The 20,655-nt window shown below is 43.3% G+C and carries 12 protein-coding genes, 1 tRNA gene and 3 rRNA genes; 6 read left to right on the top strand and 10 right to left on the bottom strand.

Annotated elements, in window-relative coordinates:
* Window positions 1-194: 194 nt before the first annotated feature.
* From rrf to CMT41_RS06180, 10 genes are all read right to left on the bottom strand, one after another.
* Window positions 195-309 (bottom strand): 5S ribosomal RNA (rrf, locus tag CMT41_RS06225).
* Between the two features lie 131 nt (window positions 310-440).
* A 23S ribosomal RNA gene (locus tag CMT41_RS06220) occupies window positions 441-3,345 on the bottom strand.
* A gap of 619 nt (window positions 3,346-3,964) precedes the next feature.
* Window positions 3,965-4,041: transfer RNA gene (locus tag CMT41_RS06215), tRNA-Ile, on the bottom strand.
* A gap of 174 nt (window positions 4,042-4,215) precedes the next feature.
* A 16S ribosomal RNA gene (locus tag CMT41_RS06210) occupies window positions 4,216-5,771 on the bottom strand.
* Together the 16S, 23S and 5S rRNA genes with 1 tRNA gene alongside form the textbook arrangement of a ribosomal RNA operon.
* Before the next feature lie 712 nt (window positions 5,772-6,483).
* Complete coding sequence (locus tag CMT41_RS06205; RefSeq protein ID WP_058028159.1) at window positions 6,484-7,254, bottom strand: SDR family oxidoreductase; 771 nt, start codon at window positions 7,252-7,254, stop codon at window positions 6,484-6,486.
* A gap of 10 nt (window positions 7,255-7,264) precedes the next feature.
* Complete coding sequence (mmsB, locus tag CMT41_RS06200; RefSeq protein ID WP_057180428.1) at window positions 7,265-8,155, bottom strand: 3-hydroxyisobutyrate dehydrogenase; 891 nt, start codon at window positions 8,153-8,155, stop codon at window positions 7,265-7,267.
* A gap of 118 nt (window positions 8,156-8,273) precedes the next feature.
* Window positions 8,274-9,446, bottom strand: coding sequence for an enoyl-CoA hydratase/isomerase family protein (locus CMT41_RS06195; protein ID WP_058026651.1), 1,173 nt, complete (start codon window positions 9,444-9,446; stop codon window positions 8,274-8,276).
* Between the two features lie 44 nt (window positions 9,447-9,490).
* The gene (locus CMT41_RS06190; protein ID WP_058026650.1) at window positions 9,491-10,279 is read right to left on the bottom strand and encodes an enoyl-CoA hydratase; all 789 of its coding nucleotides are present in this window, start codon (window positions 10,277-10,279) and stop codon (window positions 9,491-9,493) included.
* A gap of 143 nt (window positions 10,280-10,422) precedes the next feature.
* Complete coding sequence (locus CMT41_RS06185) at window positions 10,423-11,580, bottom strand: acyl-CoA dehydrogenase family protein (RefSeq protein WP_058026649.1); 1,158 nt, start codon at window positions 11,578-11,580, stop codon at window positions 10,423-10,425.
* 188 nt (window positions 11,581-11,768) lie between these two features.
* On the bottom strand, window positions 11,769-12,953 hold the full coding sequence (locus CMT41_RS06180; protein ID WP_058026648.1) for an acetyl-CoA C-acyltransferase: 1,185 nt from the start codon (window positions 12,951-12,953) through the stop codon (window positions 11,769-11,771).
* A 309-nt stretch (window positions 12,954-13,262) separates the two neighbouring features.
* On the opposite strand from CMT41_RS06180, the gene CMT41_RS06175 reads away from it, so the two are divergent.
* From CMT41_RS06175 to CMT41_RS06150, 6 genes are all read left to right on the top strand, one after another.
* Complete coding sequence (locus CMT41_RS06175) at window positions 13,263-13,652, top strand: MerR family transcriptional regulator (RefSeq protein WP_058026647.1); 390 nt, start codon at window positions 13,263-13,265, stop codon at window positions 13,650-13,652.
* A 119-nt stretch (window positions 13,653-13,771) separates the two neighbouring features.
* Window positions 13,772-14,941 carry an isovaleryl-CoA dehydrogenase gene (locus CMT41_RS06170; protein WP_057180416.1) on the top strand — a complete coding sequence of 390 codons (1,170 nt, stop codon included), beginning with the start codon at window positions 13,772-13,774 and terminating at the stop codon, window positions 14,939-14,941.
* A 125-nt stretch (window positions 14,942-15,066) separates the two neighbouring features.
* On the top strand, window positions 15,067-16,683 hold the full coding sequence (locus CMT41_RS06165) for a carboxyl transferase domain-containing protein (protein ID WP_058026646.1): 1,617 nt from the start codon (window positions 15,067-15,069) through the stop codon (window positions 16,681-16,683).
* 88 nt (window positions 16,684-16,771) lie between these two features.
* Window positions 16,772-17,626: an enoyl-CoA hydratase/isomerase family protein gene (locus CMT41_RS06160; protein WP_058026645.1), complete on the top strand. Its 855-nt coding sequence runs from the start codon at window positions 16,772-16,774 to the stop codon at window positions 17,624-17,626.
* Between the two features lie 4 nt (window positions 17,627-17,630).
* A complete protein-coding gene (locus tag CMT41_RS06155; RefSeq protein ID WP_058026644.1) occupies window positions 17,631-19,691 on the top strand; it encodes an acetyl/propionyl/methylcrotonyl-CoA carboxylase subunit alpha in 2,061 nt (686 codons plus the stop codon).
* Complete coding sequence (locus tag CMT41_RS06150) at window positions 19,691-20,632, top strand: hydroxymethylglutaryl-CoA lyase (RefSeq protein ID WP_058026643.1); 942 nt, start codon at window positions 19,691-19,693, stop codon at window positions 20,630-20,632. The genes CMT41_RS06155 and CMT41_RS06150 overlap by 1 nt, the downstream gene beginning before the upstream one ends.
* Window positions 20,633-20,655 lie beyond the last annotated feature (23 nt).

The following is a 20,655-nucleotide window of genomic DNA, read 5'->3' as shown; positions in this document are numbered from 1 at the left end:
TAAATAGAAAACCCGCAGTGTTAACTACGGGTTTATATAAAGCAAAAAGCCCGTTACTTTCGTAACGGGCTTTTCAGTGCCTAAGCACAAATAGAAGTTTAGCAATGTCCCGCTACGCTCTCACATGGGCTTAACTGCAACATAAGTCACACGTCCATCGGCGTTTGCGTTTCATTATCGAAACTTAAATAGGAGTTTAGCAATGTCCTACTCTCACATGGGAACTCCCACACTACCATCGGCGCAACTGCGTTTCACTTCTGAGTTCGGAATGGGATCAGGTGGGGCCACAGCGCTATGGTCGCTAAACAAAAAAGGGTCAATCTAGAAATTTGATATAAAAAGTTTACAAAAGCAATTCAAGTAACACGAGTACGTGTTTTATATATTTATGTCAGTCTTCACACACACTTTATAGTCAAAAACCACTTGGGTGTTGTATGGTTAAGCCTCACGGGCAATTAGTATCAGTTAGCTCAAGACCTCGCAGTCCTTACACACCTGACCTATCAACGTTGTAGTCTCCAACGACCCTTTAGGGGACTTAAAGTCCCAGTGAGAACTCATCTCAAAGCCTGCTTCCCGCTTAGATGCTTTCAGCGGTTATCAGTTCCGAACGTAGCTACCGGGCAATGCCATTGGCATGACAACCCGAACACCAGTGGTTCGTCCACTCCGGTCCTCTCGTACTAGGAGCAGCCCTCTTCAATTCTCAAACGCCCACGGCAGATAGGGACCGAACTGTCTCACGACGTTCTAAACCCAGCTCGCGTACCACTTTAAATGGCGAACAGCCATACCCTTGGGACCGACTTCAGCCCCAGGATGTGATGAGCCGACATCGAGGTGCCAAACACCGCCGTCGATATGAACTCTTGGGCGGTATCAGCCTGTTATCCCCGGAGTACCTTTTATCCGTTGAGCGATGGCCCTTCCATACAGAACCACCGGATCACTATGACCTACTTTCGTACCTGCTCGACGTGTCTGTCTCGCAGTTAAGCTGGCTTATGCCATTGCACTAACCGTACGATGTCCGACCGTACTTAGCCAACCTTCGTGCTCCTCCGTTACTCTTTGGGAGGAGACCGCCCCAGTCAAACTACCCACCAGACAGTGTCCCCAAGCCGGATTACGGCCCTAGGTTAGAACATCACGCATACAAGGGTGGTATTTCAAGGTTGGCTCCACCACATCTAGCGACATGGTTTCATAGCCTCCCACCTATCCTACACATGTAGGAGCAATGTTCACTGTCAAGCTATAGTAAAGGTTCACGGGGTCTTTCCGTCTAGCCGCGGGTATACGGCATCTTAACCGCAAATTCAATTTCACTGAGTCTCGGGTGGAGACAGTGTGGCCATGATTACGCCATTCGTGCAGGTCGGAACTTACCCGACAAGGAATTTCGCTACCTTAGGACCGTTATAGTTACGGCCGCCGTTTACCGGGGCTTCGATCATCAGCTTCGACCTAAGTCTAACCGAATCAATTAACCTTCCGGCACCGGGCAGGCGTCACACCGTATACGTCATCTTTCGATTTTGCACAGTGCTGTGTTTTTAATAAACAGTTCCAGCCACCTGGTTACTTCGACTGGTTTAGGCTCCGGAAGCAAGTTCCTTCACCCTATACCAGCGTACCTTCTCCCGAAGTTACGGTACTATTTTGCCTAGTTCCTTCACCCGAGTTCTCTCAAGCGCCTTAGTATTCTCTACCCAACCACCTGTGTCGGTTTGGGGTACGGTTCCACTATATCTGAAGCTTAGAAGCTTTTCCTGGAAGTGTGGCATCAATGACTTCATCACCGTAGTGACTCGTCTCAGCTCTCAGTTTTCCTAATAAAAGGAGGAGACCGGATTTACCTAATCTCCCAACCTTCAGCCTTTCACACGGACTACCAACGCCGTGCTCACCTAGCCTACTCCGTCCCTCCTTCGCAATATAATGAAGTACAGAAATATTAATCTGTTTCCCATCGACTACGCGTTTCCGCCTCGCCTTAGGGGCCGACTTACCCTGCCCTGATTAACATGGGACAGGAAACCTTGGTCTTTCGGCGGGGGAGTTTTTCACTCCCCTTATCGTTACTCATGTCAGCATTCGCACTTCTGATACCTCCAGCAGACTTCTCAATCTACCTTCAACGGCTTACAGAACGCTCCCCTACCACTTGCAATAAATTGCAAATCCGCAGCTTCGGTGACTAGTTTAGCCCCGTTACATCTTCCGCGCAGACCGACTCGACTAGTGAGCTATTACGCTTTCTTTAAAGGATGGCTGCTTCTAAGCCAACCTCCTAGCTGTCTATGCCTTTCCACATCGTTTCCCACTTAACTAGTACTTTGGGACCTTAGCTGGCGGTCTGGGTTGTTTCCCTCTTCACAATGGACGTTAGCACCCACAGTGTGTCTCCCGGATAGTACTCATTGGTATTCGGAGTTTGCAAAGGGTTGGTAAGTCGGGATGACCCCCTAGCCTTAACAGTGCTCTACCCCCAATGGTATTCGTCCGAGGCTCTACCTAAATAGATTTCGGGGAGAACCAGCTATCTCCCGGCTTGATTAGCCTTTCACTCCGACCCACAAGTCATCACCGCATTTTTCAACATACGTGTGTTCGGTCCTCCAGTTGATGTTACTCAACCTTCAACCTGCCCATGGGTAGATCGCCGGGTTTCGGGTCTATACCCTGCAACTAAACGCGCAGTTAACACTCGCTTTCGCTACGGCTCCCCTAATCGGTTAACCTTGCTACAGAATATAAGTCGCTGACCCATTATACAAAAGGTACGCAGTCACCAAACTAAATTTGGCTCCCACTGCTTGTACGTATGCGGTTTCAGGTTCTATTTCACTCCCCTCACAGGGGTTCTTTTCGCCTTTCCCTCACGGTACTGGTTCACTATCGGTCAGTTAGTAGTATTTAGCCTTGGAGGATGGTCCCCCCATATTCAGACAAAGTTTCACGTGCTCCGTCCTACTCGATTTCACTTAAAGGTTGCTTTTGTGTACGGGACTATCACCCTGTATCGTTCTACTTTCCAGTAGATTCCACTAGCGCCCAATAAGCTTAAGGGCTGATTCGCGTTCGCTCGCCGCTACTAACGAAATCTCGGTTGATTTCTTTTCCTCGGGGTACTTAGATGTTTCAGTTCTCCCGGTTTGCCTCGTTAACCTATGTATTCAGTTAACGATACCTAGCTTATGCTAAGTGGGTTTCCCCATTCGGACATCTCAGGCTATAACGGTTGTTATCACCTTACCTGAGCTTTTCGCAGATTAACACGTCCTTCATCGCCTCTAACTGCCAAGGCATCCACCACATACGCTTAGTCACTTAACCATACAACCCTAAGTAGTTTCTTGTTATTTGACCTTTATACTTCGTTGCTTAAATATTCGTGTAGAACAAACTACACTTCATATCTAAGCGCCTTGTTTAAAGCACAAATCCCGTCGAAATGAATTATTTATTGTAAGAACAAAAGATAAAACATTTTACTAGAATGTTCGGAGACTAATCCGAACTAATTGTAAAGTCTGACATTTTCACGTACTCAATATACTTACCTCGAAAGGTTCATATAAGATGAGTTACTTGATAAGACAATCAATGTCGAGTAGACATCAATCGAATGTTGATACAACCTCTTGGGAGAGATTGTATCGCTTTTGTTGGTATTTATATCATTGCAACGTTCAGCGCGACACCGTTCGTTACGACATAAATACCGATATTTATATCAGCTTTCCAGATTGTTAAAGAACTTCAATTTAAGGCACATTCGCTTAAAAAGTGGTTTAAAAAAACCAAATTTAAAATAACTTTAAAAGTTAAGCTTAAATTTGGCTTCTTTCTTTATACAGAGAAACAATACCATTTCGTTTTATATCAAGGCACTTGGTAACAACGTGTAGTTACTCCTACACGAGTTGGCAAGTAACGCCGATAAAAACAAAATTGGTAGGTCTGGGCAGACTTGAACTGCCGACCTCACCCTTATCAGGGGTGCGCTCTAACCAGCTGAGCTACAGACCTATCATGGTTATGCTTTATCTAACTCGTCGGCGCCGCCCTCACCCTGCTTTCATCAGGAATGGGTACGTTCTAACCAGCTAAGCTAAAAAAACAAGTTTCTTCATATTTGTTATCATGTAATTTGTGTGAACACTCGTAGAACCGAAGCTCTCATTAAGCAATTTTACTTCAAGATAAGGAGGTGATCCAACCCCAGGTTCCCCTAGGGTTACCTTGTTACGACTTCACCCCAGTCATGAAACACAAAGTGGTGACCGTCCTCCCGAAGGTTAAACTAGCCACTTCTTTTGCATCCCACTCCCATGGTGTGACGGGCGGTGTGTACAAGGCCCGGGAACGTATTCACCGTGGCGTTCTGATCCACGATTACTAGCGATTCCGACTTCACGGAGTCGAGTTGCAGACTCCGATCCGGACTACGACAGGCTTTGTGGGATTCGCTCCACCTCGCGGTATTGCAGCCCTCTGTACCTGCCATTGTAGCACGTGTGTAGCCCATCCCGTAAGGGCCATGATGACTTGACGTCGTCCCCACCTTCCTCCGGTTTATCACCGGCAGTCTCCTTAGAGTTCCCGCCATAACGCGCTGGCAAATAAGGATAGGGGTTGCGCTCGTTGCGGGACTTAACCCAACATTTCACAACACGAGCTGACGACAGCCATGCAGCACCTGTCACTCAGTTCCCGAAGGCACGCCTGTATCTCTACTGGCTTCTGAGGATGTCAAGGGATGGTAAGGTTCTTCGCGTTGCATCGAATTAAACCACATGCTCCACCGCTTGTGCGGGCCCCCGTCAATTCATTTGAGTTTTAACCTTGCGGCCGTACTCCCCAGGCGGTCAACTTAGTGCGTTAGCTGCGCCACTCACGGATCAAGTCCACGAACGGCTAGTTGACATCGTTTACGGCGTGGACTACCAGGGTATCTAATCCTGTTCGCTCCCCACGCTTTCGTTCCTCAGCGTCAGTATCTGTCCAGGTGGCCGCCTTCGCCACTGATGTTCCTTCCAATCTCTACGCATTTCACCGCTACACTGGAAATTCCACCACCCTCTACAGTACTCTAGTTACCCAGTTCAAAATGCAGTTCCAAGGTTGAGCCCTGGGCTTTCACATCTTGCTTAAATAACCGCCTACGAACGCTTTACGCCCAGTAATTCCGATTAACGCTTGCACCCCTCGTATTACCGCGGCTGCTGGCACGAAGTTAGCCGGTGCTTCTTCTGTTGCTAACGTCACAGTGATGATTTATTAAATCACCACCTTTCCTCACAACTGAAAGTGCTTTACAACCCGAAGGCCTTCTTCACACACGCGGCATGGCTGCATCAGGCTTTCGCCCATTGTGCAATATTCCCCACTGCTGCCTCCCGTAGGAGTCTGGGCCGTGTCTCAGTCCCAGTGTGGCTGATCATCCTCTCAAACCAGCTAGAGATCGTCGCCTTGGTAAGCCTTTACCTTACCAACTAGCTAATCTCACTTGGGCTAATCAAGAAGCGGGAGGTCCGAAGATCCCCCCCTTTGGTACTTTTCACTACAAAAAGCACGTTATGCGGTATTAGCAGTCGTTTCCAACTGTTGTTCCCCACTCCAAGGCATATTCCCAAGCATTACTCACCCGTCCGCCACTCGTCATCAAACTAGCAAGCTAGTTCATGTTACCGTTCGACTTGCATGTGTTAAGCCTGCCGCCAGCGTTCAATCTGAGCCATGATCAAACTCTTCAATTAAAAATCGTTTGTGTAACCTCATCACAAGTGATGTGTTACTGCTCAATGAATTCTGTCGTTCCTTTTAAAAGTACTGCGCGAACAAGTTCCCGCCTACAAGTAAAAGAAGCATTACATAGTCGCTACCTATCTCGCTAGAAATAAGTAACTATATTTATTTGCATGAACATCATTCATTAAGCGTTTTTGTTCTCCCCGAAAGGAAAACTATGTAAAACAACATTAATGTGAGTGCCCACACAAATTGCATGATAACTAATTGTTAAAGAAAAGAGGTCTTAGTCGCATTCGCTAAGTACCTTGGCTCCTTGCTAACGTTGCCGTTTGCCCGAAGTAGGATGCGCATTGTACGCCTCCGAGTTTTGATGTCAACGTTTTTCTTAATTAAAAATAAAGTATTTAAAAACACTTTAAAACGTTAGCTTAAGTTAGCTGACTTACCTTAAAAGGAAGCAGATAACTTATCAAAACAGTTAACTGCGTCCTGCGTTAACTTAATACACTACATCCTGTAGATAACGTCCAGTTGGTTAAGCTATTTGCCTGAACCCCTTGGAACTGGATGCGCATTCTATAGAGTTTTTCATTTAGTACAATACTTATTTTTATTTTTTTACTAACAAGGCTTCGTTCGCATAAATATCATACAAAGTAGTGACTAATCGGCTAAGTATCGCGCTAAAAAACAGGCTGTATAGACTAAAACATCAAGCTACATGCAAAGACCACCATCAATTTCAATGACACGCCCGGTGAAAAATTCATTTTCAAAGATATATTTCGCCGTATGGGCAATTTCTTCTGCTTCACCTAAACGGCCAACGGGTTTCATTTTCTCTAATCGATCGCGCATCTCAGGCTTCATCGCATCTGTCATTGCTGTGCGGATCACCCCTGGAGCAATAGCAGCTACTCGGATACCGTGACGACCTAGTTCTCTTGCCCAAGTTGTTGTCATAGCAACCACACCCGCTTTTGCTGCAGCATAGTTGGTTTGGCCTATATTCCCACCACGGGCAATTGATGACATATTAATGATAACACCGGCTTTGCCACCTTCAATCATGTGAACTGCCGCTTCACGGCCACATAAAAATACGCCGGTAAGATTAACGTCAATCACTGCTTGGAAGCTTGCTAAAGACATCTTCTTAACGACAACACCATCTTTTGCTTTTACAAACATACCATCACGTAAAATACCCGCATTATTAACTAAGCCGTCAATGCCGCCAAAATCTTCATTGATCTGTTGAAAAGTTTGCTCTACTTCAGCTTCTTTACAGACATTAGCTAGGTAATAGTTAACTTTTACGCTGTTATGGCCAGCAGCTTTAACTTGTTCAGCACTTTCTTTTAGTTGCTGTTCGTTTAAATCGATCAACGCGATATTTGCGCCACTTTGGGCAAAGCTCATAGCCATAGTCAAACCAAGTCCTTGACCACCACCCGTAATCACGATTGTTTTATCTTGTAATTTCATTTGTCTCAACTTACTTTTTATTAAATAGTTTAAATATACTGGAAAAATCTTTACTACCATTGCCCGAGGCTGCATGCATAGCGTATAAGCTTCGCGCTAACGCCCCCATAGGGGTAGAAGATTGACTTGCTAAGGAGGTTTCCATGGCTAAGCCTAAATCTTTAGCCATTAAATCCACCATAAAACCACCCTGGTAATCATTCGAGGCAGGTACATTGTCCATAACACCTGGACAAGGGTTATAACCATCAAGGGTCCAGTTACTGCCTGAACTTTTACTCATGATGTTTGATAGCACCTTGGGGTCTAAGCCATTGGCAAGCCCTAATTGTAATGCCTCACTGGTACCGACCATTAATACCGACAACAGCATGTTATTGCATACTTTGGCAATTTGTCCGGCACCATGAACACCGGCATGAAAAATATTCTTACCCATAGCCATAAGGATCGGCTCAGCTTGAGCAAACTCTTCAGTGCTGCCACCGACCATAAAACTTAAAGTACCGGCAACCGCACCACCAACACCTCCAGAAACCGGCGCATCAACAAAGTTGATATCCTTTGTTGCTAAAGCTTTAGCGACTTTACACGAAGTAGCAGCATCAATTGTTGATGAGTCAATAACTAAACAGCCCGCTTCAATATGATTAATCAGTCCGGTATTTTCTGCCAGGTATACCGCGTCAACATGTTTACCTGCTGGTAGCATTGAGATAACAAATTGTGCTCCTTGCACACATGCTATAGCACTGGCTTTAGTACTAGCTCCTGCGGCAACAACATGAGCCACAGCATCTGCTGAAAGATCAAAAACACAAACTTGGTGACCCGCTTTAGCTAAGTTAATAGCCATTGGGCCGCCCATATTACCTAAACCAATAAAAGCGATATTTGCCATGGGTATTCCTTTTAAATTATTATTGTCATTATCGTTGTTATATATGTTGTTATATCTTATCGATGAACCAAGTGCTAACTCAGCACTTGGTCTGTGCCTTAGTCGGTGTTAAGCAAGTTTAGCCAAGTTTAGCCAGTGGATGTGCTGCTTTTGACCATTTAGACTCGAAAAACCAAGCAAGCACCTTGCTGTCAATTGACTCAACAGATGGATATCGCCATTGTGGACTATTATCTTTATCAATTAATAATGCCCTGACACCTTCAAGGAACTCGCCGAAGTGTCCACATTTAACCGCTAAATTCAATTCCATGCGAAAACACTCTGCCAGTGACAGGCCTTTGCCTAATTTAAATTGCGTATAAGCCAGTTGAGCACTCAAGGCACTGCCCTTTTGCAACGATTTTTTCGCTCTACTTAGCCATTTATCTTCATTTTCAATAGTTAAGATAGCAGCAATAATTTCACTTAAGCCTTGGTTATCCACAACCTGGCTTATGAGTATTTGATGTTCTCTTAATAGTGACGTGGGCAGTTTACTGATTGAGCCTTGTTCAAACTCTTGCAATAATTGTGATGCTTTGTCGTGATTTAATGGGATTGTCTCTCCCCAATTAATCATTTTAAGTTGATTGAGAAAGTTATCCTTCTGTTGTTGTTCAATAAAATAATCGGCCAGCTGGCAATACTTGGCATCGGCAGCATTTATTGATGCCCCGGTTAACGCAAGAAATAAACCACAGCCAGCAGGCATTTTATTGAGAAAGTAACTGCCACCGACATCAGGGAATAAACCAATACTAATTTCCGGCATAGCAATACGTGAATTTTCGGTGACAATTCGATGACTGCCACCAACAAGCATACCTAAGCCCCCCCCCATGACAATACCACTACCCCAAACAATAAAAGGTTTGTTAAAGGTATGAATTAAATAATCTAATTGGTATTCTTGGGTAAAATATTCTTCAATTTCTGGCGCGAAGTTTTTATCGGCAATCCGTTCTGTCGTTTTATCTTTATTACTGGTGCTAGCTTTTATGGCATTACCTTTCATCGCATCAAATAAATGGACGATATCACCGCCGGCACAAAAGGCTTTCTCACCTTCGCCTTGCAAAAACACCGCAGCAATGTTTTGTTGCTGCTGCCAGATAAGCAACTGTGGGTAAAGTAGGCCAATCATCTTGCCACTGAGGGCATTGAGTGATTTAGGAGAATTAAGGGTGATCACGCCAACCTTTTTACCGTTATCACAATTAAGTTCATGAAAAAGAACTACGTCCGTCATAATTTTTCCTGTTTATATGCTGTTTAGGTTTTAAAGTATCAATACTACTTATTTAGCCAGACAGGCTTACGTTTATCTAGAAAAGCTTGTACGCCTTCTTTTTGATCAAGTGAGTCAAACAAGTCGACAAACGCTTGCCGCTCTTGTGGCAGGGCTTGCTCAATGGGCATAACGCGATTCTTTTGTATTAATTGTTTACAAGCAGCTACTGCGACCGGACTTTGCTTGGCAACCTTTTCAGCTAAAGCGATGGCAGCACGCTTGCCTTCACCTTTAGCAACAACTTCTTCAACCAAATTAATGGCTAGTGCTTTATCAGCGTTAACTCGCTCACCACACAAGATCATGCGTTTGGTCCAACCTTCCCCGACCAGTAAGGCAAGGTTTTGTGTACCACCAGCACAAGGTAATAAACCAACACTTGCTTCAGGTAATGCCATTACTGCATGCTCTTCGGCAATACGAATATCGCAAGCCAAGGCGACTTCAAGCCCTCCGCCCATAGCGTAGCCATTAATCGCTGATATTGAAACACCGCGAAAAGTAGCTAGCGTTTCAAATGCCTGAGCAAAAATATCACTCATATCTCTCGCAACTTGTTTATCGCCATCGGCGAAAACATTAAGATCAGCGCCGGCTGAGAAAAATTTACCGCCATCTCCCGTTAAGACCAAGGCATAAATATTTTTATCTTCATTGAGCGACAACACCAAATCTCGTAAGTCTGCCAAGCTCTGTGCCGTCCAAGTGTGCGCGGGTGGATTATTAAAGGTAACAACGGCGGTATGGGCAATAACTTCTACAGTTAAAAACTGTGATGAATAATCAGACATTTTCTTTCCTCTACTAGGTACTTTGCTTAGTACTTTATATATGGGCTGTTATATTAACTTTGATTTGAGTCTTATTTGGGCTTTAACTTAAATCTATAGTTAGAACAAAAAGGACGTTAAACGCCCTTATCGGGAGACTTTGCCTAAAGTATTTGTCCTGCCCCTTCAGTTAATAGTCGGCGGGCAATAATCACCCGCATGATTTCATTGGTACCTTCAAGAATTTGATGAACACGAACATCTCTAAAGTGACGCTCTAATGGAAACTCTTTCATATAGCCATAGCCGCCATGAATTTGTAGGGCTGCATCACAAACTTGGAAACCTATATCTGTAGCAAACCGTTTTGCCATAGCACAATAGGCGGTTTTCTCGGGATCGTTTTGATCTAATTTATAAGCAGCTAAGCGCACAAGTTGTCTTGCTGCGACCAACTCAGTTGCCATATCGGCTAGTTTAAATTGTAAACCTTGAAAAGCAGCAATGGGTTTACCAAACTGTTGACGTTCTTGCATATAAGTCGTGGCAGTATTTAGTGCTTGTTGCGCAGTACCAATCGAGCAAGTAGCTATATTAATACGACCGCCATCAAGTCCCTTCATGGCAAGAGAAAAGCCCTCACCTTCTTTGGCAAGTAAATTTTCTCGTGGAATTTTGACATTATCAAACGTAATTTGCTTAGTCGGTTGGGCATTCCAACCCATTTTTTCTTCTGCCTTACCATAAATAACACCTTCGGCGTCAGCGGGAATAACCACGGCAGAAATACCTTTGGCACCCGCTTCACCTGTGCGCACCATCACAACTAAAACATCAGTTTCACCGGCACCTGAAATAAACATTTTCGAGCCATTGATAATATAATGGTCACCGTCAATTTTTGCACTGGTACTAAGTGATGCTGCATCAGAGCCAGAGCCTGGCTCTGTTAAACAATAGGATGCTAACTTCTCACCAGTAACTAACGCTGGGCACCAAGCCGCTTTTATTGTTGCAGTGCCCCATGTTGCAATCATCCATGTTGCCATATTATGAATAGTCATCATGGCCGTTGTAGTGGTACAACCCATGGATAGTTGTTCAAAGATTATTGATGAGTCTAATCGACTAAGCCCTAAACCACCGGCCTCTTCTGGTGCATATAAGCCACAAAAACCTAACGCCCCAGCTTTAGTAATGACATCTTTTGGAAAGGTATGCTCTCGGTCCCACTTGGCAGCATTCGGTAATAATTCGCTGTCGCTAAATTGCTTGGCGGTTTCAGCAAACATTTTCTGGTCTTCAGTCAAATCAAAATTCATCAGTAATTCCTATCTTAAAAGGCATCTCTATATGTTCAGCTTTACGTTGTATGGTTCATGTTAAAGGAAAAAGCACGGCGCTGACGCGAGTCATTAGCCCAAACATCGTGTTTACACCTTTGTCGCCAATCTTTGACTGGGAAAATTTCCCCACATAAATTGGGCTATACAAGCATGAAGGTGGTCAGTTACAGCATTTCTAAGGCAATAGCAGTTGCTTCACCGCCGCCAATACAAAGGGAAGCTACCCCTTTAGATAAACCTTTATTTTTTAAAGCGTGAATTAAGGTCACCATAATACGGGCGCCACTTGCACCTAATGGATGACCGAGCGCACAGGCGCCGCCATGAATATTTACTTTATTAATATCTAATGACATTTCTTTAACCGCTAACATAGTTACCATAGCAAAGGCTTCATTAATTTCAAACAAATCAACATCATCGGTAGACCAATTAGCCTTAGCTAACACTTTACTCATAGCCCCTACCGGTGCCACAGTAAACTCGCTTGGTGCTTGTGCGTGAGTGGCATGGGCAACTATTTTACAAAGTGGTGTTAAATCACGAGATTTTGCTTCAGATAGTTTCATCATAACCAGCGCTGCTGCGCCGTCAGAAATGGAGCTAGAGTTAGCGGCAGTAATAGTACCGTCCTTTTTAAAGACTGCACGTAACGAAGGAATCTTATCTGGGCGTGCATTACCCGGTTGCTCATCGGTATCAATAACCACTTCGCTACGACGATTTTTCACCGTCACGGCTGTTATTTCATTTTTAAAAGCACCCGATTCAATCGCTTGGTTAGCTCGACTAAGTGAACGTATGGCAAATTCATCCATAGCTTCACGAGTAAAGTTTGCTTCATCAGCAGTATCTTGGGCAAAACAGCCCATAGCAATGCCGTCATACGCATTTTCTAAACCGTCTTGCATCATATGATCAATGACTTGGCCATGGCCCATACGCAAACCTGTTCTTGCTTTAGGTAAAATATAAGGCGCATTACTCATACTTTCCATACCGCCGGCCACTGCTGTATCGATAGAGCCAGCAAGTAAAGCATCGTGTGCTTGCATAACCGCTTTCATACCTGAACCACACACTTTATTGATAGTGGTACAAACGGTTGATAAAGATAAATCTGCAGCAATTGCAGCTTGTCTAGCCGGTGCTTGTTTTAAACCAGCAGGTAAAACACAGCCCATAATGACCTCGTCAATTTGGTCAGCGGCTAAGTTAGCTTGAGCGACTGCAGCTTTAATTGCATTAGCACCTAGGTCAGGCGCAGTAACGCTGGCAAAGCACCCGCCAAAACCGCCCATAGGGGTTCTTACCGCGGAAACAATAACAATAGGATCAGATGATGACATTCGGTTCTCCAACACATTTAATCAGAAATAATAATTAGTAATTGTTCAAGCCTAACTTAATAATTGCTTTACGCCAACGTAAACTTAAAGGCTTATGTTCCATGCAATTGATAAAGTGTAAGCAGTTAATTACAGCAACTAGCTACAGACTTTCCTATACTAGATAGCTATAAAATCATCAGGGTATGGCTAATCATAGAGCAAGTGTCAGCTTAACTTTAGCGACAAGGTATAACTTCAACAACCTTTACGTTAACGTAAACTTCATATAAGATAAATCAATAAATAATTTTATTGAGTAAATATTGCATGAGCCAGAAACTGACTTCGATAAAGTTTTCAATCAGTGATTTATCGAAAGAGTTTGATATCACCACCCGCAGCATACGTTTTTATGAAGACCAAGGATTACTTTCTCCGGCAAGAAAAGGTCAGACTCGAATTTATAACCAACGAGATAAAGTTCGACTAAAGTTGATTCTCCGTGGTAAACGACTAGGGTTTTCGTTAGCGGAAACCGGTCGTTTGTTTGAGCTTTATGATGTTGATAAAACCAGTGCGATACAGTTAACTAGCATAATGACATTGATCACTAATAAGAAAGGTGATTTAAAGCAACAACTTAATGATATTAATGCGGTTTTAATTGAACTTGATGACTTAGAGGATAACTGTAATAGCATCCTCAAAACCCTGTAGAAAAATTTATTTAACAGCACAATGAATTATAAAAAATATAAATAAAACCAAGCCCATTTAACGTTACCTGCTCGGCACTGTTGTTCATTGTCTGGCTGAGTTCAACAAGAGGAAAAATCATGATTTCACGATACAATTCACTTAACTTTAATTTAGGTGAAACAACCGACATGATTCGCGATCAGGTGAATGCTTTTGCCCGTGATGAAATAGCGCCACGCGCAGCACAAATAGATATTGATAATGAATTTCCAAATGATTTATGGCGTAAGTTTGGTGATATGGGTTTATTAGGCATAACCGTTGCGGAAGAGTTTGGCGGTAGTGGCTTAGGTTATATGGAACATGTGATTGCCCTTGAAGAGATCAGCCGCGCAAGTGCCTCGGTTGGATTAAGTTATGGCGCGCATTCTAACCTTTGTGTTAATCAAATTAACCGTAATGGTACCCAAGCACAAAAAGAAAAATATTTACCTAAGTTATGTTCAGGTGAACATATTGGCGCATTAGCCATGAGTGAGCCCAATGCCGGTTCAGATGTAGTAAGCATGAAACTTAGTGCCATTAAAAAAGGTGATAAATACGTCTTAAATGGCACCAAAATGTGGATTACTAATGGTCCTGATGCGCACACTTTTGTTATTTATGCAAAAACAGATATCCATGCCGGTTCAAAAGGCATAACAGCGTTTATTGTCGAACGTGATTACCCCGGTTTTTCTCGCCATCAAAAATTAGACAAACTAGGTATGCGCGGTTCAAACACCTGTGAATTAGTGTTTCAAGACTGTGAAGTACCCGCAGAAAATGTCTTAGGTGAAGTCGGCAGTGGCGTAAAAGTGCTCATGAGCGGTTTAGATTATGAGCGTGTAGTACTTTCTGGTGGTCCGCTAGGTATTATGACTGCCTGTATGGACAATGTTGTTCCTTATATTCATGACAGAAAACAGTTTGGTCAAGCCATTGGTGAATTTCAATTAATTCAAGGAAAAATTGCCGATATGTATACACAAATGAATGCTGCTCGTTCATATGTTTATAACGTAGCTCAAGCTTGTGACCGTGGTGAAACCACCCGTAAAGATTCTGCTGGAGTTATTTTATATAGCGCAGAATTGGCGACAAAAATGGCATTAGATGCGATTCAAATATTAGGTGGCAATGGCTATATCAATGAGTTCCCGGTTGGGCGTTTATTACGTGATGCTAAATTGTATGAAATAGGTGCTGGTACGTCAGAGATCCGTAGAATGTTGATAGGTCGTGAATTGTTTAACGAATCTAAATAGCGATTTTTTCAGCAATTGCCATTGAAATAAAGGCAATTATGTAGGAGCAGTTTCAATCGCGATTGTTTATAAAAATCGGGAATAAAGCCCTCCTACATTAATAAACTAATTTATAAGGCTCTCCCGTGGCAAAAATAGTAAGTAAAATAAACACTCGCAGCCAAGACTTTGTCGATAACGCGGCTCATATGCAAAGTCAAATTGATGATTTGCGTGAAAAACTCAGTGAAGTAAAACTAGGTGGCGGTGAAAAAAGTCGTCAACGACATTTAGACAGAGGTAAGTTGTTGCCGCGTGACCGAGTTAACGCACTACTTGACCCTGGTTCCGCTTTTCTCGAATTATCACAATTAGCAGCTTATAAAGTCTATGACGACTACGTACCCTGTGCCGGCATTATTACCGGTATTGGTCGCGTTTCCGGACAAGAGTGTGTCATTGTTGCTAATGATGCCACCGTTAAAGGCGGTACTTACTACCCGTTAACGGTAAAAAAACATCTTAGAGCCCAGGCTATAGCACAAGAAAACAACTTGCCTTGTATCTATCTCGTAGACTCAGGTGGTGCAAATTTACCCAACCAAGATGATGTTTTCCCAGATAAAGAGCACTTTGGTCGAATTTTCTTTAATCAAGCCAATATGTCGGCCAACAATATCCCTCAAATTGCTGTGGTGATGGGTTCCTGTACTGCGGGTGGTGCTTATGTTCCTGCTATGGCGGATGAATCAATCATTGTTAAAGAGCAAGGTACTATTTTTTTAGCTGGTCCACCATTGGTTAAGGCCGCGACCGGTGAAATAGTTAGCGCAGAAGAATTAGGGGGTGCAGATGTACATTGTCGTACCTCTGGGGTAACCGATCATTACGCCCAAAACGACCATCATGCCCTTGATATTGCCCGCGCTGCGATTAAAAACTTAAATAGAGTAAAACCGATAAATCTTAATGTTGAATCACTTAATAATGTAGTAGAGCCGGCTTACCAAGCCGATGAAATCTACGGCATTATTCCGAAAGATACCCGCCAGCCTTATGATGTACGTGAAGTTATTGCCCGTATAGTTGATGGCAGTAATTTGGATGAGTTTAAAGCACTTTATGGTACTACCCTGGTATGTGGTTTTGCCAGTATCTTTGGTTACCCGGTGGGAATCGTGGCAAACAATGGCGTGTTATTTGGTGAGTCAGCTGAAAAAGGTGCTCATTTTATTCAACTGTGTGCGCAACGTAAAATACCACTAGTGTTTTTACAAAATATTACCGGTTTTATGGTCGGAAAACAGTATGAAGCAGGTGGTATTGCAAAACACGGGGCAAAAATGGTAACCGCAGTTGCCACCGCGAAAGTCCCCAAATTTACTATTTTAATTGGTGGCAGCTTTGGCGCCGGCAATTACGGTATGTGTGGCCGAGCCTATGATCCACGTTTCTTATTTATGTGGCCAAATGCCAGGATTTCGGTAATGGGTGGCGAACAAGCTGCGGGTGTGATGGCACAAGTTACCCGAGATAAAAAAGAACGTAATGGCGAAACTTGGTCTGCGGCAGAAGAAGAAGCCTTTAAACAACCGATTATTGCCGACTATGAACACCAAGGTCACCCTTATTATGCCTCTGCCCGTTTATGGGATGACGGCATTATAGACCCCGCTGATACCCGTCAAGTCTTAGGCTTAGCCATATCAGCGTCACTAAACAAACCCATTGAAGACACTAAATTTGGTATTTTCAGAATGTAACGTGCCCTCACGGGGAAATATAATTGATTAATAGTGCCGGTACTATTAAGCGATACTCTCTCCCCGTAATAAGCGTAAAGGAAAAAGTATGTCGATTGACACAGCAGACTCAAATAAGTCAAAGAAAGTGCTTTATACAGTAAGCGATAATGGCGTAGCTACCGTTACTTTGAATAACACTGAAAAACACAATGCTTTTGATGACATTATTATCAAAACCTTAACCGATATTTTCAATGATATTGCTAAGCGCGACGATATTAACATCATGGTACTAGCGGCTAATGGTAAAAGCTTTAGTGCCGGTGCTGATTTAGCGTGGATGAAACGTATGGCCGGTTATTCTTATGAAGATAACCTCAAAGATGCCACTAAATTAGCGCAAATGCTTAAAGCGTTAAATTTTATGCCACAAGCAACCATAGCTAAAATTCAAGGCGCTGCATTTGGCGGTGCTGTAGGCTTAGCCAGTTGTTGTGACATAGTTATCGCCAGCAACAAAGCCAGTTTTTGCTTAAGCGAAGTTAAGTTAGGGCTTATTCCTGCAACCATAAGTCCTTATGTTGTTAATGCCATAGGTTTAAAAGCGTCACGACGCTATTTTCAAACTGCTGAGCGATTTTTTGCTGATAAAGCCATGCAACTTGGTTTAGTTGATGAAGTGGTCGAGGCAGATGAGTTAACGCCAGCGGTAGATAAAATGATAGCCACCTTGCTTAACAATAGCCCACAAGCAATGAGACAAGCGAAACAACTCGCTTTTGATGTTGCTTATCAAGATATCAACGAACAGCTACTCAGCGACACCAGTGCACGTATTGCCAGTATTCGAGTTTCAAGTGAAGGACAAGAAGGCCTTAGCGCTTTTTTTGATAAACGTAGTCCTGCTTGGCAACAAAGTGCCACAACCGGCAGTCACCTCAGTAAAGACAGCGAAGGATAAATAGATGTTTAGTAAAATATTAATTGCTAACCGTGGTGAAATTGCTTGCCGCATCATAAAAACAGCCAAAAAAATGGGTATTTTAACGGTCGCCGTTTATTCTGATGCCGATAAAGATGCCTTACATGTACATATGGCCGACGAAGCCGTTTATCTTGGCGCCTCACCCTCTCGCGAAAGTTACCTAGTGATAGAGAAAGTGATTGCCGCGGCCAAGAAAACTGGCGCGCAAGCTATCCATCCTGGCTATGGCTTTTTATCAGAAAATGCAGATTTTTGTCGTGCTTGTCAGCAAGAGAATATTACTTTTATCGGCCCTCCTGTGGCAGCCATTGAAGCCATGGGTTCAAAGTCTGCTGCCAAAAACATCATGGCAAAAGCTAAAGTACCCTTAGTACCAGGCTATCATGGTGAGGATCAAAATGAGCACACCTTAAAACAGGCAGCCGATGCTATGGGTTATCCGGTACTACTTAAAGCCACCGCAGGTGGTGGTGGTAAAGGTATGCGCGAAGTATGGAGTGAAGATGAATTCTCTGCAGGTTTTGCTGCGGCCAAACGTGAGGCAATGTCTTCTTTTGGTGACGATACCATGTTGGTTGAGAAATATTTAACGCAACCTCGTCATGTTGAAATTCAAGTCTTTTGCGACAATCACCAGAATGCGGTGTATTTGTTTGAGCGTGATTGCTCGGTACAGCGCCGTCACCAAAAAGTGATTGAAGAAGCGCCAGCATTTAGCATGAGTGAATTTCTGCGCAGTAAAATGGGTGAAACAGCAATTAAGTCTGCTCAAGCGATTGGTTATCAAGGCGCTGGCACGGTTGAGTTTTTACTTGATGTTGATGGCTCATTTTACTTTATGGAAATGAACACCCGCTTGCAAGTAGAGCACCCGGTAACCGAGATGATTTCGGGACAAGATTTAGTCGAGTGGCAATTACGTGTTGCCGCCGGTGAAAAGTTGCCAAAAACACAACAAGAATTAACCATAACGGGTCATGCCTTTGAAGCAAGAATTTATGCCGAAGACCCGAGTAATGATTTTTTACCTGCTACTGGGCAGTTAAATTTATTAAAAACGCCAGTAGAAAGTAAACATGTGCGTATCGATACTGGGGTTCGTCAAGGTGATGAAGTCAGTGTTTTTTATGATCCCATGATTGCAAAATTGATTGTATGGGATGAAAGTAGGGAAAAAGCCTTACAACGTTTAGCTAAAGCCTTACGTGAATATCGCATTGAAGGCGTTACCACCAATATCGAGTTTTTATATAACCTGGTTACCACAGATGCTTTTAAAAATGCCGACATAGACACAAGTTTTATTGAAAAAAATCGCCAAGCTATTTTTCATCAAGCCAATGAAAAGCAAAATGATGAGTTATTAACCAAACAATTACCTACCGCCGCCTTATACCTAATACTCGACCTTGAAAATAAAACCAAAGCGCTAGCAAGACAAAGTAATGATCGCCATTCACCTTGGCATATAACCAACGCTTGGCGTTTAAATGAACCCCATAATCACTCATTAACCTTGGCTTACAATGATATTGAATACGCCGTTACCATTGAGCAAAAACGTCAAGCCAGTGCTAGCTATTATTTGATCTCCATTAAGGGTAATGGTGTCACTAGCCACGTTGTTGATTGTCAGGGTGAAATTGAAGGTGAAAAAATTACGGTAACTATCGATGGTCATCGTAGCCAAAGTATTGTTGCAGTTACGCATAACAAAACTGATAACCGCATAAGCCTTTATCAAGAGCACGGCGTTTTTAGCTTTAGCCAAGTATTGCCTGACCATGGACAAAATCAGGATGATGATCACCATGGCGGTTTAACCGCACCGATGAATGGCACTATGATTAGTGTCTTGGTCACCCCTGGTGAGCACGTGACTAAAGATCAACCGCTAATGATCATGGAAGCGATGAAAATGGAACACACCATCAAAGCGCCAAGTGACGGAATAGTCAATGAAGTATTTTTCAGTGCCGGTGACATGGTGAGTGGTGGCACAGAATTATTAGTATTTTCAAAAGACGCTGAGGATAATTAATGGCTAATCAACAGATGAGCCTAGCTCCGCAATTGCCAACTAAGGTAAAGATTGTTGAAGTAGGGCCAAGAGATGGCTTACAAAATGAAGCTCTCATTAATGGCAAGGCTATCAGTGCTGCCGATAAAGTCGCGCTAATAGAACTTTTAAGTGATGCTGGCGTAAGTTATATCGAAAGTGGCAGTTTTGTTTCCCCTAAATGGGTGCCACAAATGGCAACCTCTGCGGAGGTTTTTGCCACCATAAAGCGTAACAGCAAAGTAGTCTATGCGGCTTTAACACCCAACATGAAAGGCTATGAGGCGGCGATGGCGGTTAATGCCGATGAGATTGCCATTTTTTCTGCTGCCTCAGAAAGCTTTAGTCAAAAAAATATTAATTGTTCTATCGAAGAAAGCATTGCACGTTTTGCACCTATTATAGCGGATGCTAAACAACGTAATATTAAAGTACGAGGCTATGTTTCTTGTGTAGTCGGTTGTCCCTATGAAGGTGATATTGCCCCAGAGCAAGTTGCCATGGTGGCACAAAAGTTACATGCCATGGGTTGTTACGAAATATCCCTTGGTGACACCATAGGTATTGGCACCCCAGCCAGCGTAACTAAAATGCTACAGGCAGTAAGTGCCCGTGTACCAACGGCTCAACTAGCGGTTCACTTCCATGATACCTATGGCCAGGCGTTAACTAACATTTACGCCGCTCTACAATTTGGTATTTCAGTAGTTGATAGCGCTATTGCCGGCTTAGGCGGTTGCCCTTATGCTAAAGGTGCATCAGGCAACGTTGCCACAGAGGATGTTGTTTACCTGCTTAATGGTTTAGGTATAACAACGAATATAGATTTTGATAAGTTGCTGCAAGCAGGTTGGTTTATCAGTAAAAAATTAGGCAAACCGCCAATTTCTAAAGTATCAACCGCATACCTAGCACAACAATAATCGATTCAGAGTAAAGTAATAGG

The sequence above is a fragment of the Colwellia sp. MT41 genome (genome assembly GCF_001444365.1).
Lineage (GTDB): Bacteria > Pseudomonadota > Gammaproteobacteria > Enterobacterales > Alteromonadaceae > Colwellia > Colwellia marinimaniae.
Note: the sequence above shows the minus strand (reverse complement) of the source record. Positions and strands in the feature narration are given on the sequence as shown.